Source organism: Streptomyces sp. NPDC056061 (genome assembly GCF_042266885.1).
Taxonomy (GTDB): domain Bacteria; phylum Actinomycetota; class Actinomycetes; order Streptomycetales; family Streptomycetaceae; genus Streptomyces.
This window is the reverse complement of sequence record NZ_JBHJWQ010000024.1, coordinates 45,937-61,444: the sequence shown is the minus strand read 5'-3', so window position 1 is coordinate 61,444 and position 15,508 is coordinate 45,937. Positions and strand designations below refer to the sequence as shown.

10 protein-coding genes and 1 pseudogene are annotated in these 15,508 nt (G+C 71.2%); 10 read left to right on the top strand and 1 reads right to left on the bottom strand.

The annotated features are described in order from the left end of the window. The first annotated feature begins 2 nt into the window (after positions 1–2). From ACFC79_RS28165 to ACFC79_RS28120, 10 genes are all read left to right on the top strand, one after another. Positions 3–971: a carbohydrate ABC transporter permease gene (locus ACFC79_RS28165; RefSeq protein ID WP_376245521.1), complete on the top strand. Its 969-nt coding sequence runs from the start codon at positions 3–5 to the stop codon at positions 969–971. Beyond that, a complete protein-coding gene (locus ACFC79_RS28160) occupies positions 968–1,816 on the top strand; it encodes a carbohydrate ABC transporter permease (RefSeq protein WP_376245518.1) in 849 nt (282 codons plus the stop codon). Before ACFC79_RS28165 ends, ACFC79_RS28160 begins: the two co-directional genes overlap by 4 nt. A 14-nt stretch (positions 1,817–1,830) precedes the next feature. After that, the gene (locus ACFC79_RS28155) at positions 1,831–3,507 is read left to right on the top strand and encodes a beta-N-acetylhexosaminidase (protein ID WP_376245679.1); all 1,677 of its coding nucleotides are present in this window, start codon (positions 1,831–1,833) and stop codon (positions 3,505–3,507) included. Between the two features lie 342 nt (positions 3,508–3,849). Then, positions 3,850–4,746: an FAD binding domain-containing protein gene (locus ACFC79_RS28150; RefSeq protein ID WP_376245515.1), complete on the top strand. Its 897-nt coding sequence runs from the start codon at positions 3,850–3,852 to the stop codon at positions 4,744–4,746. After that, the gene (locus ACFC79_RS28145; RefSeq protein WP_376245512.1) at positions 4,743–7,295 is read left to right on the top strand and encodes a 2Fe-2S iron-sulfur cluster-binding protein; all 2,553 of its coding nucleotides are present in this window, start codon (positions 4,743–4,745) and stop codon (positions 7,293–7,295) included. The genes ACFC79_RS28150 and ACFC79_RS28145 overlap by 4 nt, the downstream gene beginning before the upstream one ends. Next, positions 7,292–9,628, top strand: coding sequence for a molybdopterin cofactor-binding domain-containing protein (locus ACFC79_RS28140; protein ID WP_376245509.1), 2,337 nt, complete (start codon positions 7,292–7,294; stop codon positions 9,626–9,628). Before ACFC79_RS28145 ends, ACFC79_RS28140 begins: the two co-directional genes overlap by 4 nt. Positions 9,629–9,749: 121 nt before the next feature. After that, positions 9,750–10,301: a hypothetical protein gene (locus ACFC79_RS28135; RefSeq protein WP_376245507.1), complete on the top strand. Its 552-nt coding sequence runs from the start codon at positions 9,750–9,752 to the stop codon at positions 10,299–10,301. A gap of 46 nt (positions 10,302–10,347) precedes the next feature. Beyond that, positions 10,348–11,796, top strand: a complete 1,449-nt coding sequence (locus tag ACFC79_RS28130) for a hypothetical protein (protein WP_376245505.1) — start codon at positions 10,348–10,350, stop codon at positions 11,794–11,796. A 28-nt stretch (positions 11,797–11,824) separates the two neighbouring features. After that, on the top strand, positions 11,825–13,243 hold the full coding sequence (gene mycP, locus ACFC79_RS28125; protein ID WP_376245503.1) for a type VII secretion-associated serine protease mycosin: 1,419 nt from the start codon (positions 11,825–11,827) through the stop codon (positions 13,241–13,243). A gap of 164 nt (positions 13,244–13,407) precedes the next feature. Continuing rightward, complete coding sequence (locus tag ACFC79_RS28120) at positions 13,408–14,493, top strand: S8 family serine peptidase (RefSeq protein ID WP_376245500.1); 1,086 nt, start codon at positions 13,408–13,410, stop codon at positions 14,491–14,493. Here ACFC79_RS28120 and ACFC79_RS28115 read toward each other — a convergent pair. Further along, a pseudogene (locus ACFC79_RS28115) lies at positions 14,483–15,496 on the bottom strand (serine/threonine-protein kinase); the annotation flags it as partial. The gene ACFC79_RS28120 and the pseudogene ACFC79_RS28115 sit on opposite strands and share 11 nt — an antisense overlap. Between the last annotated feature and the right edge of the window lie 12 nt (positions 15,497–15,508).

Genomic DNA, 15,508 nt, shown 5'->3' with positions numbered 1-15,508 from the left:
CCATGACCGCCAACACCACGGCGTACAAGACGCCCGGCACGTCCGGCGCGGACGGACCACCTCCCCGCCCGCGCCGCCGCGCCGCCTCACCCGCGCGCCGCTCCGGCTGGACCCCCTGGCTCTACCTGCTGCCGGCGCTCGTCCTCCTCGGCGGACTCCTCGTCTACCCGATCTACCAACTTGGCCTGATTTCCTTCCTGGAATACAGCCAGGCCCAGGTGAGCGGTGGCGAACCGGCCACCTTCCAGGGACTGGGGAACTACGCCACGCTCTTCGGCGACAGCCAGTTCTGGCAGGTCCTCCTGGCGACCGTGGTCTTCGCAGCCGCATGTGTTCTGGCCACCCTGCTGGTGGGCTGCGCGCTCGCCGTCCTGCTGACCCGCATCAGGGCCGTGCCCCGGCTGGTCCTGATGCTGGCCGCGCTCGGTGCCTGGGCGACCCCGGCGATCACCGGCTCCACCGTCTGGATGTTCCTCTTCGACCCCGACTTCGGCCCGGTCAACCGGGTGCTGGGGCTCGGCGACTTCTCCTGGACGTACGGGCGCTACAGCGCCTTCGCCCTGGTGCTCATGGAAGTCCTGTGGTGCTCGTTCCCGTTCGTGATGGTGACCGTGTACGCGGGCATCCGGGCGATCCCCACCGAGGTGCTGGAGGCGGCCTCGCTGGACGGGGCCTCGCAGTGGCGGATCTGGCGGTCGGTCACGGCCCCGATGCTGCGGCCGATCCTCGTCGTCGTCACCATCCAGTCGATCATCTGGGACTTCAAGGTCTTCACCCAGATCTACGTCATGACGGGCGGCGGCGGCATCGCCGGGCAGAACCTGGTGCTCAACGTGTACGCGTACCAGAAGGCGTTCGCGTCCTCGCAGTACAGCCTCGGCTCGGCGATCGGCGTCGTGATGCTGATGATCCTGCTGGCCGTCACCCTCGTCTACCTGCGCCTGATGCGGCGCCAGGGGGAGGAACTGTGAGCGCACGCAACATGCTGCGGATCCGTCGGCCGGGCAGGCTGGCCGCCGAGGCCGCGGCACTGCTGATCGCCGCCGCGGTCGCCTTCCCGCTGTACTGGATGGTGCTCTCCGCCCTGAAACCGGCGGGCGAGATCCAGTCCACCGAACCGCGCCCGTGGACGCTGTCGCCGTCGCTCGACTCGTTCCGCCGGGTCTTCGAACAGCACGACTTCGGGCGCTACTTCCTCAACAGCCTGATCGTCGCCGGCACCGTCGTCATCGTCTCCGCGCTGATCGCCTTCCTGGCGGCGACGGCCGTGACCCGGTTCAGATTCCGCTTCCGCACCACGCTGCTGATCATGTTCCTGGTCGCGCAGATGGTGCCGGTCGAGGCGCTGGCCATCCCGCTGTTCTTCCTGATGCGGGACTTCGGCCAGCTGAACACACTCGGCTCGCTGATCCTCCCGCACCTCGCCTTCTCGCTGCCGTTCGCGATCTGGATGCTGCGAGGCTTCGTCAAGGCCGTCCCCGAGGCGCTGGAGGAGGCCGCGTACATCGACGGCGCGAGCCGCACCCGCTTCCTGTGGCAGATCCTCTTCCCGCTGGTCTTCCCCGGTCTGGTGGCCACCAGCGTCTTCTCGTTCATCTCGACCTGGAACGACTTCCTGTTCGCGAAGTCGTTCATCATCAGCGACACCTCCCAGTCGACGCTCCCGATGGCGCTGCTGGTCTTCTTCAAACCCGATGAGAACGACTGGGGAGGGATCATGGCAGCCTCAACGGTGATGACCATTCCCGTCCTGGTCTTCTTCGTACTCGTACAGCGCCGTCTGGTCTCGGGACTGGGCGGAGCGGTAAAGGACTGACTGACGTCATGGACATGGGTATCAACCTGATCCCGGCGCCCGTACGCGTCGCCGACGCCGACGGAGCGGAACCGGGCGGCTTCCCGCTGACCCCCTCCACCACCATCACGGCGGCACCGGGCACCGAGAACACCGAACGCTGGCTGCGCTCCACGCTCGGCGCCGCCTTCGGCCTCCCGCTCGCACCCGGCGGCGCAGGCACCGCGCACACCGACGGCGGCAACGGGGACGGGGCGCACACCATCCGCCTCGCCCTCGATCCGGATCTGGAAGCCGAGGGGTACCGCCTCGTCTCCGCGCCCGGCACGGGCGTCGAGATCACCGGAGGCAGCCCGGCCGGTGTCTTCTGGGGAGCCCAGACCCTGCGTCAGCTGCTCGGGCCGGAAGCCTTCCGCCGTGCGCCGGTCGCACCCGGCGCACCGCGCCTCGTCCCCTTCACACATATCGAGGACGGCCCGCGCTTCGGCTGGCGCGGCATGATGCTCGACGTGGCGCGGCACTTCATGCCCAAGGACGACGTCCTGCGCTACCTCGACCTCATCGCCGCCCACAAGCTGAACGTCTTCCACTTCCACCTCACCGACGACCAGGGCTGGCGCATCGAGATCAAGCGCCACCCCCGGCTCACCGAGGTCGGCTCCTGGCGGCGCCGCACCAAGCACGGCCACCGCGCCTCGGAGCTGTGGGACGAGACCCCGCACGGCGGCTACTACACGCAGGACGACATCCGCGAGATCGTCGCGTACGCCGCCGAACGGCATATCCGGGTCGTCCCCGAGATCGACATCCCGGGCCACTCGCAGGCCGCCATCGCCGCGTACCCGGAACTGGGCAACACCGACGTCATCGACACCACCGCCCTCTCCGTCTGGGACACCTGGGGCATCAACGCCAACGTACTCGCCCCCACCGACAACACCCTGCGCTTCTTCGAGGGCGTCCTCGAAGAGGTCCTCGAACTCTTCCCCGCCGGGACCTCGCCGTTCATCCACATCGGCGGCGACGAGTGCCGCAAGGAGCAGTGGAAGGACTCCGCGGCGGCCCAGGCCCGGATCGACGAACTCGGCCTCGCCAACGAGGACGAGCTCCAGTCCTGGGTGATCCGTCACTTCGACACCTGGCTCACCGCCCGCGGACGGCGCCTCATCGGCTGGGACGAGATCCTTGAGGGCGGCGGCCTGCCGACCGGCGCCGCCGTGTCGTCCTGGCGGGGCTACGGGGGCGGCATCACGGCCGCCGAGGCCGGCCACGACGTCGTGATGTGCCCGGAGCAGCACGTCTACCTGGACCACCGTCAGGACGGCGGCCCCGACGAGCCGATGCCCATCGGCTTCATCCGGACCCTGGAGGACATCTACCGCTTCGAACCCGTGCCCCCGGGTCTCTCCGAGGAGGCGGTCCGGCACATCATCGGCACCCAGGCCAACGTCTGGACCGAGGTCATGCAGAACCGGGCCCGCGTCGACTACCAGGTATTCCCGCGCCTCGCCGCGTTCGCCGAGGTCGCCTGGTCGCCGCTGCCGGCCTCCGCCGACCGGGACTTCGCCGCGTTCGAGCGCCGCCTCGCCGCGCACTATGCCCGACTCGACGCGCTCGGCGTCGACTACCGGCCACCGTCCGGCCCGCTGCCCTGGCAGCAGCGCCCCGGAGTGGCCGGACGCCCCCTGGAGGGACCACCCCCGAACGTGTGATCCCGGCACGGTCCGGGGCGAGGTTCCCATCCGGCTCCGGCCGTCGCGCTCCCGGCGAGTGCGGCGGCCGGAGCCGTTCCCGGTTCCGGGAAGGGCGCGTCCGCCACAGGTGCGGAACACCTCGCGACCGGCACCGGATTCGACGAGCCGCCGCAATTCCCACTTCACCCCGAAGTGGTGCGAAACGGGAGCATCTCCCCTCTCGTGGACGGATGTGTCCTTCGTGGACCCTCGCGTCGGTCCGGTCGGAAGATGTGCCAGAGTTGCCACGTCCGGGCTTTGAGCACGTACCGTACGGCGATACAAGCCGGACAGCCGGGACACCGGGAAGGGGCAGCTGGGTTGACCACGCACGCACCGCAGGCGACGCAGTCCGTGACGTTGCCGGCCTCGCTCGACGAGGCCGTGGCGGCACTCGGCGCCATGCCTGCCGCCGTTCCCGTGGCGGGCGGGACGGACCTGATGTCGGCCGTCAACAAGGGGCTGCTGCGTCCCTCGGGGCTGGTGGGCCTCGGCCGCATCAGCGAGTTGCGCGGCTGGCACTACCAGGACGGTCACGCCCTGCTCGGCGCAGGGCTCACCCACGCGCGCATGGGGCGGCCCGACTTCGCCGCCCTCATCCCCGCGCTGGCCGCGGCCGCGCGCGCCGCGGGCCCGCCCCAGATCCGCAACGCCGGAACGCTCGGCGGCAACATCGCCACCGCGGCGCCGACCGGCGACGCGCTGCCGGTCCTCGCCGCGCTGGAGGCCCACCTCGTCATCGCGGGACCGGGCGGCGCACGCCGTGAGATCCCGGTCTCGCACCTGCTGGCCGGCCGCGACATGCTCGAACCCGCCGAACTGATCGGCTTCGTCCGGGTACCGCTGCTGCACGCCCCCCAGGTCTTCCTGAAGGTCACCAACCGCACCGGACCCGGCCGCGCCTCCGCGTCCGTCGCGATCGTCCTCGACCCGGCCCGCCGCGGGGTGCGTTGCGCGGTCGGTGCCATCGCGCCGATGCCCCTGCGGCCGCTGGAGGCCGAGCGCTGGATCGCCTCACTGATCGACTGGGACGGCGAACGCGGCCTGGCCCCCGACGCGCTGGCCGCCTTCGGCGAGTACGTCGCCGCGGCCTGTATCCCGGACCAGGCACCGTCCGCCGACGGGGGAGAGGCGCCACCGCTGTCCCCCGCCGTACTGCACCTGCGCCGTACCGTCGCCACACTGGCCCGACGCGCGCTGGGGAGGGCACTGTCATGAGCAACGAGGACCACAACGAGCGCAACGGGCAGCGGGAGCGGACGCAGCCGCGGCACGGGGGCTGGCAGCCGACGCCGCAGGGCGGCGAGTACGACGCCGACGCGACCGCCTTCGTCCAGCTGCCGCCGGAGGACCTGGCGGACATCCCGCTGGCCGCGCCCGGCCACGGCTACGTACCGCCGATGATCGTGCCGCTGACCCCCGCGGCCGGGTTCGATCCGGCGTCCACGGGCAACTGGGTCGTGCGGCCCCAGGACGGAGCGGCCCGGGACACCGACGCGGAGCGGCCGGCCGGCGGCCGCGGCCCGGCTCCGGCCCCCGACGCGGTGCACTGGCCGGATCCGAACCAGCAGCAGGCGCCGTACGGATACGGGTATCCGCAGCAGGCGCCCTATGGGGGGACGTACGGCGAGACCCCGGTCGCGACGGGCCAGTGGAACTTCACCGACGCGATCGAACACGCCGAACCCGTCCGGCCCGCCGAGCCCGCCGGGGACGCCCCCGGCGAGTCCGCGCACGGGAACATCGCCCCCGGCGAGTTCCCCACCGGGGGCAGCGCGTCCGGCGAGTTCGTGGCCGGTGGTACGGCTTCCGGTGAGTTCGTGCCCGGTGGCACCGCGTCCGCCGACTTCGAGGGCCACACCCTCCACAGCGGTCACACCGACCTGAGCGGTTACGCCGATTACACCGGCCACGTCGACTACACCGCCGACCGTCCCGGATACATCGATCAGGGCGCCCACGAGGGCCACGACGGCCTCACCGGTCCACCGGTCCACACCGATCGCACCGATGCCGCGGGCGGGCCCGACCACGACGCCCGGCCCGACCACACCACCGGCAACGCCCCCACCGCCCCCACCGCCTACGCCGGTGGTTCCGGCCCCACCGGTCAGTGGACGATTCCGGTTGCCGAGGGCGACCTCCCGGAGGAGTCGGGCGAGTTCGCGGCCTCGACCCTGGCCGCCCCGTGGTATCAGGACCGGACGCCCCCGGCCACGCTGCCGGGGGGCGCGCCCGCACCGTGGGCGGCCCAGCAGCCGGTCGCGGAACCCGTGCCGGGCCCCGTGCCCGAGCCCGGGGAACGCCCCCGGCCCGAGGCCGACACCGGGCACGCGTTCGCCGCCGGTCCCGTGCCCGGTGCGGACGCCGAGGCCGGACCCGCGCCCGTACGCGCTCCCGCACCCGCACCCGCACCCGCACCGGAAGTTGGCGCCACGCCTGCGACGGAGCCGTTCGCCGCGCCCTCGGGCCTGCCGTCCGCGGCGGATCCCACCGCACGGGACGAGGCATCGCCCGCGGTGCACGAGGACGTCTCCCGCACCCCCGGGGCGGTCACGGAGCCGCCCGCCGGGGACGGGCCCGCTCCCGCGGCCGGGCCCCCGCAGTCGCCCGCCGCGGATGCCACCGTTCCCGAGCCCGTCCCGGCCCCGACCGACACGGCGGCGGACCGGGACGCGGGAACCACTCCCGTAACGGACGCCTCCACCGGCACCGGCGTGCCCACCGGCGCGACGGCATCGAGTACCCGGCCGGAAGACCCGGCAGAGCCTCCGGCAGCATCCCCGGCGGACGTTCCGTCGGAGGCCGCGACGCCGGAGGCGCGAACCGCCGAGCCGGTTCCCACGCCGCCCGAGCCCGCCGGCGTACCGGAGGCCGCGGCCCGATCCGCCGAGCCGCAGTCGGCCGAGCCGCTGCCCGTTGAGCCGCTGCCCGTTGAGCCGGGGGTCGCCGATCGGGGACCGGCGGATCAGGGATTCGCCGAGCCGTCCGCCGCCGGAGCATCGGTCGTCGCCGGAGCGTCGGCCGGTGCCGAACTCCCGGCCGCCGTCGAGCCCCCGGTTGCGGCCGAGCCCCCGGCCGCCGCCGAATCGCTGCTCGCTGCCGAACAGACGGCAGCCGTCGAACCGACGCCCGCCGTCGAGCCGGTCCGCACCGAGGCACCGAGCGAACACCCCGCCGTCTCCTACGTGCTGCACGTGAACGGCGCCGACCGCCCCGTCACCGACGCCTGGATCGGGGAGTCGTTGCTCTACGTGCTCCGCGAGCGTCTCGGTCTCGCCGGTGCCAAGGACGGCTGTTCGCAGGGCGAGTGCGGCGCCTGCAACGTCCAGGTGGACGGGCGCCTGGTCGCCTCCTGCCTGGTCCCCGCGGCGACCACCGCCGGCAGCGAGGTCCGCACGGTCGAGGGCCTCGCCGTGAACGGCGAACCGTCCGACGTCCAGCGCGCCCTCGCCAAGTGCGGTGCCGTCCAGTGCGGCTTCTGCATCCCCGGCATGGCGATGACCGTCCACGACCTGCTGGAGGGCAACCACGCCCCCAGCGAACTGGAGACGCGCCAGGCGCTCTGCGGCAACCTCTGCCGCTGTTCCGGCTACCGGGGCGTCCTCGACGCCGTGAACGAGGTCGTCGCGGGCCGCGAAGCGCACACCGAACCCGCCTCGCCGGACTCCACGTCCCCGGAGCCCGACGAGGTCAGCATCCCGCACCAGACGGCCCCCGGCGCCGCCGGTGTCCAGCCGCAGCCGCAGGACGGAGGCATGGCGTGAGCAACGACGCGGCCACCGCTGCCCACACGACCAGTACACGGATCACCGCCCCGTCGGCCGGGAGCACCGACCCCGAGCCACCCGCGCTCGGCCTCGGCGTCTCCCTCCCGCCCGCCGACGCGCGCGCCAAGACCGAGGGCACCTTCCCCTACGCCGCCGACCTGTGGGCCGAGGGGCTGCTCTGGGCCGCCGTCCTGCGCTCCCCGCACCCGCACGCCCGCATCCTCTCCATCGACACCTCGGGTGCCGTCGAGATGCCCGGCGTACAGGCCGTCGTGACCCATGCGGACGTCCCCGGCGAGACCGCGTACGGGCGCAAGGTCATCGACCGTCCGGTCTTCGCCTCCGACCTCGTGCGCCACCACGGCGAACCGATCGCCGCGGTCGCCGCCGACCACCCCGACACGGCCCGCCTCGCCGCCGCGGCCATCGCCGTCGAGTACGAGATCCTGGAACCCGTCACCGACCCGGAGAAGGCGTTCGCCGCCGAACCGCTGCACCCCGACGGCAACCTGATCCGCCACATCCCGCTCTGCTACGGCGACCCGGAGATCACCGGCGAGGTCGTCGTCGAGGGCCTGTACCGCATCGGCCGCCAGGACCCGGCCCCGATCGGCGCCGAGGCCGGACTCGCCGTGCCCCGCCCCGACGGCGGCGTGGAGCTCTACACCGCGTCCACCGACCCGCACACCGACCGCGACCTCGCCGCCGCCTGCTTCGGCCTCGAACCCGACCGGGTGAAGGTCGTCGTCACCGGGGTCCCCGGTGCGACCGGCGACCGCGAGGACCCCGGTTTCCAACTGCCGCTCGGTCTGCTCGCGCTGCGCACCGGCTGCCCGGTCAAACTTGCCGCCACCCGCGAGGAGTCCTTCCTCGGCCACGCCCACCGCCACCCCACGCTGCTGCGCTACCGCCACCACGCGGACGCCGAGGGCCGGCTGGTGAAGGTCGAGGCCCAGATCCTGCTCGACGCCGGCGCGTACGCCGACTCCTCGTCCGAGTCGCTGGCCGCGGCGGTCGCGTTCGCCTGCGGCCCGTACGTCGTACCGCACGCCTTCATCGAGGGCTGGGTCGTCCGCACCAACAACCCGCCGTCCGGCCACGTGCGCGGCGAGGGCGCGATGCAGGTCTGCGCCGCCTACGAGGGCCAGATGGACAAGCTGGCCGCCAAGCTCGGCATCGACCCAGCCGAACTGCGCCTGCGCAACGCCCTGGCCACCGGCGACATCCTGCCCACCGGCCAGACGGTGACCTGCCCCGCACCCGTCGCCGAACTCCTCGACGCTGTACGGGACTTCCCGCTCCCCGAGCTCCCCAAGGACGCTCCCGAGGACAGCTGGCTGCTCCCCGGCGGTCCGGAGGGCGCGAGCGAGCCCGGTGCCGTGCGGCGGGGCGTCGGCTACGCACTCGGCATGGTCCACATGCTCGGCGCGGAGGGCGCCGACGAGGTCTCCACCGCCACGGTCAGGGTGCACGACGGCGTGGCCACGGTCATCTGTGCCGCCGTCGAGACCGGCCAGGGATTCTCCACGCTCGCCCGCCAGGTCGTCCAGGAGACCCTGGGCATCGAGGAGGTCCACGTGGCCCCCGTCGACACCGACCAGCCCCCGGCCGGTCCCGCCACCCACGGCCGTCACACCTGGGTGTCGGCCGGAGCCGTGGAACGCGCCGCCAAGATGGTCCGGACCCAGCTCCTCCAGCCGCTGGCCCACAAGTTCGGCATGTCCACGGAGCTGTTGCAGATCAACGGCGGCCTGATCACGTCCTACGACGGCGTGCTGTCCACCACGGTCACCGAGGCCATGGACGGCAAGGAACTCTGGGCCACCGCCCAGTGCCGCCCCCACCCGACCGAGCCGCTGGACGGGGCGGGCCAGGGCGATGCGTTCGTCGGCCTCGCCTTCTGCGCGGTCCGTGCGGTGGTGGACGTCGACGTCGAACTCGGTTCCGTGCGCGTGGTGGAGATGGCGGTGGCCCAGGACGTCGGCCGGGTCCTCAACCCGTCCCAGCTCGCCGTCCGGATCGAGGCCGGCATCACCCAGGGCATCGGCGCCGCCCTCACCGAGAACCTCCGTACCGCGCGCGGCCTGGTCCGGCACCCCGACCTCACCGGCTATGCCCTTCCGACCGCTCTCGACGCACCCGACATTCGCATCGTCAAACTCATCGAGGACCGCGACGTGGTCGCCCCCTTCGGCGCCAAGCCGGCCTCCGCCGTGCCCGTCGTCACCTCTCCGGCCGCTGTCGCGGCGGCCGTGCGCGCCGCGACCGGTCGCCCGATCAACCGCCTCCCCATCCGCCCCCAGGCGGCGGTGGCGGCCCCCGCGTCCTGAACCCCGCACCGATGGCGTGATCCGGGTTGCACCTGCAACCCGGAGGTGCACATTGTCATCGAGGCTGATTAAGGTGAACCCCTGAGCATTGATCAGCTGTTGCTGAACGGGGGAGGGTGTTGTGGGACAGAGCGAACCGGGGGCGGGGACTCCGGCCAACTCGGCCATTGTGGGAGGGCTCGGCGCCCTGGGCGTCTTCGGCGGCGTCACGGCCATCGGAGCCGTCGCCCAGACCGCCGTGGGCGATCTGGTCACCGAGCTCGAGTCGTTCACCAAGTTCCGTACACGCATCGACGAAATCCTCAGGGACCTCAAGGACTCCCCGGCGAACTCGAAAACGGTGGGCGAAGTCACCATCGGTAAGGGGCAGTTCGGCAGCTGGGCAGAGGCGACCCGCCTGTACGGCTCGTACGAGAAGGTCGTCAAGGAGCTGCAATCCCTCTCGCAGCTGCTGTCGGACAGCATTGAGGGGATGAGCATCGCGGTCCTGGCGGCGCACAAGGGCTACGAGAACCTCGACATCGACATCCGGCACCGCATGCTCGCGATCAAGGAAGCCACGCAGGAGCACTACGACGGGGTGTACAACCCGGTGCCCGAGGAGACGCCCGGCGTCACGAAGTCGACTCCCGCCAAGCCGACATCCGGCGTGGAGAGTGTTGCGGGCACCTGATGATCAGGATCGTTGGTTCGACACCGGGTGAAAATGGGGGATCGGGATGACGACATCGTTCAGTGGCAAGTCCCACGAGGAGCTGATGAAGTGGCTGAGCCAGGCCAACAGTGAGGCGGTCCAGGCTGCGGCCGACCGACTGGCGAAGGCGGCGACCGAGATCGAGAAGATCGGCGAAGAGCTGAAGATTCGCCCTCAGTGGGTGAATTGGAAGGGTGCCGGGGCGAATTCGTTCCGTGCATGGACTGCCGATCTGGCCAACGCCACGCTGAGCCTTGGCCAGTACGGCCGTGGGGCGTCGAAGTCTCTTGGCGACGCTGCTGAGGCGATCGTCGCGGCCAAGGGCGCGGCGCCCGATCTCCGGCCGGACGCGAAGGCGTCCCTGGAAGCGGCTCTCTCGACCCCGAACGATCCGGACGCGTCGAAGCTGGTGCAGCAGCTGAACGCGGAACTCCGCACGGATCACGACGCGATGGCCAGGGCGATGACGAACCTCTCCCAGGCGTATGAGCAGTCGAAGGAGGGGATGGAAAAGCTGGAGAAGCCGAAATTCCCTCCGCCGCCGCAGGTGATCGTGCCACGCGCGGAGGAAGGCAGCGACCACACCAAAAGTGACTATGTTTCCGGTGGGGGGACGGCGGTGGGGGCCGCTGGTGGGGTGCCGCGGAGTATTTCGGCGCCTGGAGCCGACTACGCAGTTTCTGGTGGGGCGGTAGTGCCTTCGACTCCGCACGCGAGTGTGGCTGCTCCGGCCGGGGGCCCTGCGTCGCATCCGGTCGACATGGAGATCGACGCGGTCGCGCCGCCGACGACAACTTCACCGACTCCTCCGTTGGCTCAGCCCGGCGTACCAGGCCCGGTCAAGCCCGATGGCGGCCTGCCTGTCATGCCGCCTGTCCTGCCTCCCCACGCAGGTGACAGGACGGTGGTGCAGCCCACTCCGACGCCCGGGACCGGCAGGACGACGGGCGTTCCGCGTCCCCCGATGCCTTCGGGCGGAGGGAAGGCGATGGTGGAGTCCTTGGGAAGGCCGCCCCGGGACAACGCAATCACGGGCGGCCGCCAGATGGCGCAGCCCCCCGGCCGCCCCACGGTAGGTCTTCCGCGTACCGCGGTGGTCGGTGGCGAGGGCACTCCCACCGGTCGCGGGATGATGGGGCACGGGCCCGCGATGGGCGGAGGCGGCGGTGGGCAGAGCGGAATTGTCGGCGGCCGCCGACTGGCGAGCGAGACAGGCGGAGTGGTGGGAGGTAGTCCCCATCAGCTCGGTCGAGGGGGCGCTCGCCCTTTCACGCCCGGCGGCACCGGTCTGGTGCGGGGTACGGCAGCGGGAGACGGCAGTCGGGGGCCTGGACAGGTGGGGCGTGGAGCCTCTACGAGCCCGAGGGGCGGGGAGTCACGTCGTGATGATCGGGAACGTCCGGATTACCTCGTCGAGGATGAGGAAACCTGGCAACAGGGCAACCGGCGGATTGTCCCACCGGTGATCGACTGACCTGCCGAGACCAAAAACAGGGAATGGGATGCGTATTAGCAGCACAGCGGTTGTCCGTCGTGGGCTCGCCGTCTTGTCCGCAACGGCTCTGCTGCTGGTGGGCGCAAGCCCGGCCTACTCGGGAACCGTTCGCTCGGACCAGTGGTACCTGGATGCGATGCAGGCCGAGCAGATGTGGAAGACGAGTACGGGGAAGGGTGTCACCGTAGCGGTCGTCGACTCTGGCGTTGACGCATCCATCCCCGACCTCCGAGGCCAGGTACTCAAGGGGTTGGACCTGGCGAAGGATTCCCCTGGTGACGAGCACACGGACTACGACAATCACGGGACGGGAATGGCGAGCATTATTGCCGGAACCGGGAATGTGAGCGATGGTGGTGGTTCATTCGGACTTGCCCCAGGGGTAAAAATTCTACCGATTCGCCTGAGAGATACCGCGGGAAAGGTGAATGGGGGAACGGGGAACAAGTACTTCAACGAAGGATTGTCCGTAGCAATTCGCTTCGCAGTTGATCACGGCGCGAAAGTCATCAATGCTTCGGTCGGTGACGCAATTGGGGGTTCGCAGCAGCTCACGGACGCCGTCAAATATGCTTTGGAAAGAGGTGCTCTTGTCTTCGCAGCCGTGGGCAATAGTGCTGCTGAGGGGAACCAGGCCGAGTACCCAGCTGCTACCCCCGGCGTCGTCGGTGTAGGAGCGATCGGGAAGAATTTGTATCGGGCGGATTTCTCGCAGTTCGGCCCGCACGTTGATCTCATGGCCCCAGGCGTGGACATGGTGCATGGATGCATCGGGCGCACTAAGTTGTGCAAAACCAGTGGCACCAGTGATGCAACCGCCCTCGCTTCCGCGTCGGCCGCGTTGATCTGGTCCAAGCACCCCAAGTGGACCAACAACCAGGTACTGCGGGTTCTGCTCAACACCGCTGGTGGACCGTCCGATGGTGTGAAGCGCAACGACAACGTCGGCTACGGGGTCGTCCGCCCCCGGATCGCGCTGAAGGATCCCGGCGACCCCGGTCCCGCCGACGAGTACCCATTGCCCGATCTTGCCGCGGCGGAGTCCGCCTCCCCGTCTCCTTCCGGCGAGCCGTCCAAAACCGGTGAGGGCGCCGGGGAGAGTGCCAAGCCCTCTGCGGCGTCCCCGGCGGCCGAGGACCAGGGTGGCGGTACCGGGCTCTGGATCGGTCTGGGTGCGTTCGGGGTCGCGGTCGTCGGTGCCGGGGTGGCCTTCTTCGTCGTCCGGTCCCGGCGGGGGCAGGCCGCGGCCGCTGCCCCGCCGCCGTATCAGCCGCCCTTCGCCTATCAGCAGCCGCCGTACCAGCCCTATCAGCCGCCGCAGGGCTACCAGCAGCAGCCGTACGCGCCCCAGGTCCCGCCGCCGGGCGGTCCGGGGGCCGGTGCTCCCTACGGTGGTGCTCCGGACCAGGGCGGCCCGGCCAGGTGAACGCCTTCCGTCGTGTCCGTCGCCCCGGCATGTCCGCCGGCGCCGGGCGCGGGACGTGGTGCCGGGCGGCTCTATCGGGTGCGGCGGCGCTGTTGTTGGTCGGTGCCTCGGCCACGACGGGGTCGGCCTCGACCGTTCTGTCCCGGCAATGGCACCTCGGAGCCATGCAGGCCGAGACGATGTGGCGTACGAGCACCGGTGAAGGCGTGACCGTCGCCGTCCTCGACACCGGGGTGCGCGAGGTGCCCGAACTCGCCGGACGACTCCTCCCGGGCAAGGACTTCACCGACGGGACCAAGGGGAAGCACGACGAAGCGGGCACCACGGCCGCCGCGGTGATCGCCGGTACCGGAAGAGGTGCGGGTGGAAGAGAGAGCGCGTACGGCCTCGCGCCCGGCGCGAAGATCCTGCCGCTGAAGGTGTCGGACGGGAGCGAAGTCCCGGACTCCCTCAAGCGGTCGGTGCGGATCGCCAGCAGTGTGGCGCCTGCCATCCGGTACGCGGCGGATTCGGAAGCGAAGGTGATCAGCATTTCGGTGGGCGCCGGCCTGGGTGTCGACCAGCTTCTGAGCCCCGCGGTGACATACGCCCTGGCCAAGGGGAAGCTTGTCTTCGCCGCTGTCGGGGACTCCGAGGTCGCGAATGCGGCGGTGAAGAGTCCGGCCTCCGTTCCGGGCGCCACCGGAGTCGCAGCCGTGGGAAAGGACCTGGTGGCCCTCACATCGTCCGCGGTCGGTCCCCAGGTGATGCTCAGTGCTCCCGGCGAGGATGTGCTCGGCGCGTGTGCGGGGACGCAGGGCCTCTGCACGAGCAGCGGTACGGCGGTGGCCACCGCCGTCGTCGCGGCCTCCGCCGCGCTGGTCTGGGCCGAGCACCCGGATTGGACCAACTACCAGGTTCTGCGTGTCCTGGTGAACACGGTCGGCGGTCCCAAGAGTGGTGCCGTGCGGAACGACTACATCGGCTACGGAATCGTCCGGCCCCGGATCGCTCTGAAGGAGCCGGGCGATCCGGGTCCGGCCGATGTCTATCCGCTTCCCGACCTGGCCGAGACTCCCGGTGCACCACCGGGCGGGGGAGCGGACGGTGGCGCCGACTCGGCCACGCCGGTGGCGTCCGTCGGCGGCGACGGGCCCGGAACCGCTTTCCTGGTCTCTCTCGGTGTGTGCGCGACCGGCCTGGTCTGTCTTGCCGTCGCGGTTCCGCTGCTCGTCGCGGACCGGCGGCGGACGGGACTCAGTCGTCCTTGAACCGCCAGGCGGCTGTGCCCCCGCCCACGGTGAGTGCCGCCCCGCCGAGAGCGAGCGCGGTCAGGAACCGGCGGCGGCCCCGGCCCGGTTGAGCGGCCGGAACAGCAGCCGTGGGGACGAACCGGCGCACCTCCGCGAGGTGCCGGTCGATCACGTCCCCCAACTGCCCCTGGCGCCAGACGTGTCCCTTCCCGCGTGTCGGGCGTGCCGGCCCGAAGGCGGCCGTGATCTGACCGGGGGTCGGACGCAGGCCGGCGTCCTTGGCGAGGCAGGGGGCGACCAATGGGTGCAGTGCTTCGGGAAGCAATTGCAACTGGGGCTGCCCGTGCACGACTTCGTACTGGACCGCGGCGATGTGATCTCCGCCGAAGGCGCGTCGGCCCGTAGCGGCGTACACCAGCACGGCTCCCAGGGAGAAGACGTCGGCGGCCGGACCGACTCGTCGGCCGAGTACTTGTTCGGGCGCGCCGTACCCCGGGGTGACGGGTATTTCCCCGGTGGTCGTCAGGGTCAGTCCGTGTTCCGGTCGGGCGATGCCGAAGTCGATGATGCGGGGACCGTCCGCCGTCATCACGATGTTCGCGGGCTTCACATCGCGGTGCACGAGCCCCGCGGCATGGATGTCGGCCAAGGCAAGGGCGAGCTCGGCGGCCAGGGCGCGCAGCATCATGTCGTCCAGCGGACCGTGCAGCGCGATGGCTTCGTCGAGGGTGGGGCCCGCCAGGAACTCGGTGGCGATCCAGAGGCGCCCGTCCCCGGTCTGCGCGTCCAGCACCCGGGCCACACCGGCACTGGTGACGGACCGTGCGGTCCATGCCTCGCGGACGAATCGCTGGGCCAGGTTCCGGTCGCGCGACATCTCCGCGCGGAGGACCTTCACCGCGGCGCATCCGCCGAGGTTGTCCTGACCGAGGTAGACCTTGCCCATTCCGCCCTCCCCGAGGACACCGAGGAGGCGGTACGGGCCGATCCGCAGGGGATCTCCGGCACTGAGCGGTTTCATGGGGTTCCTCGA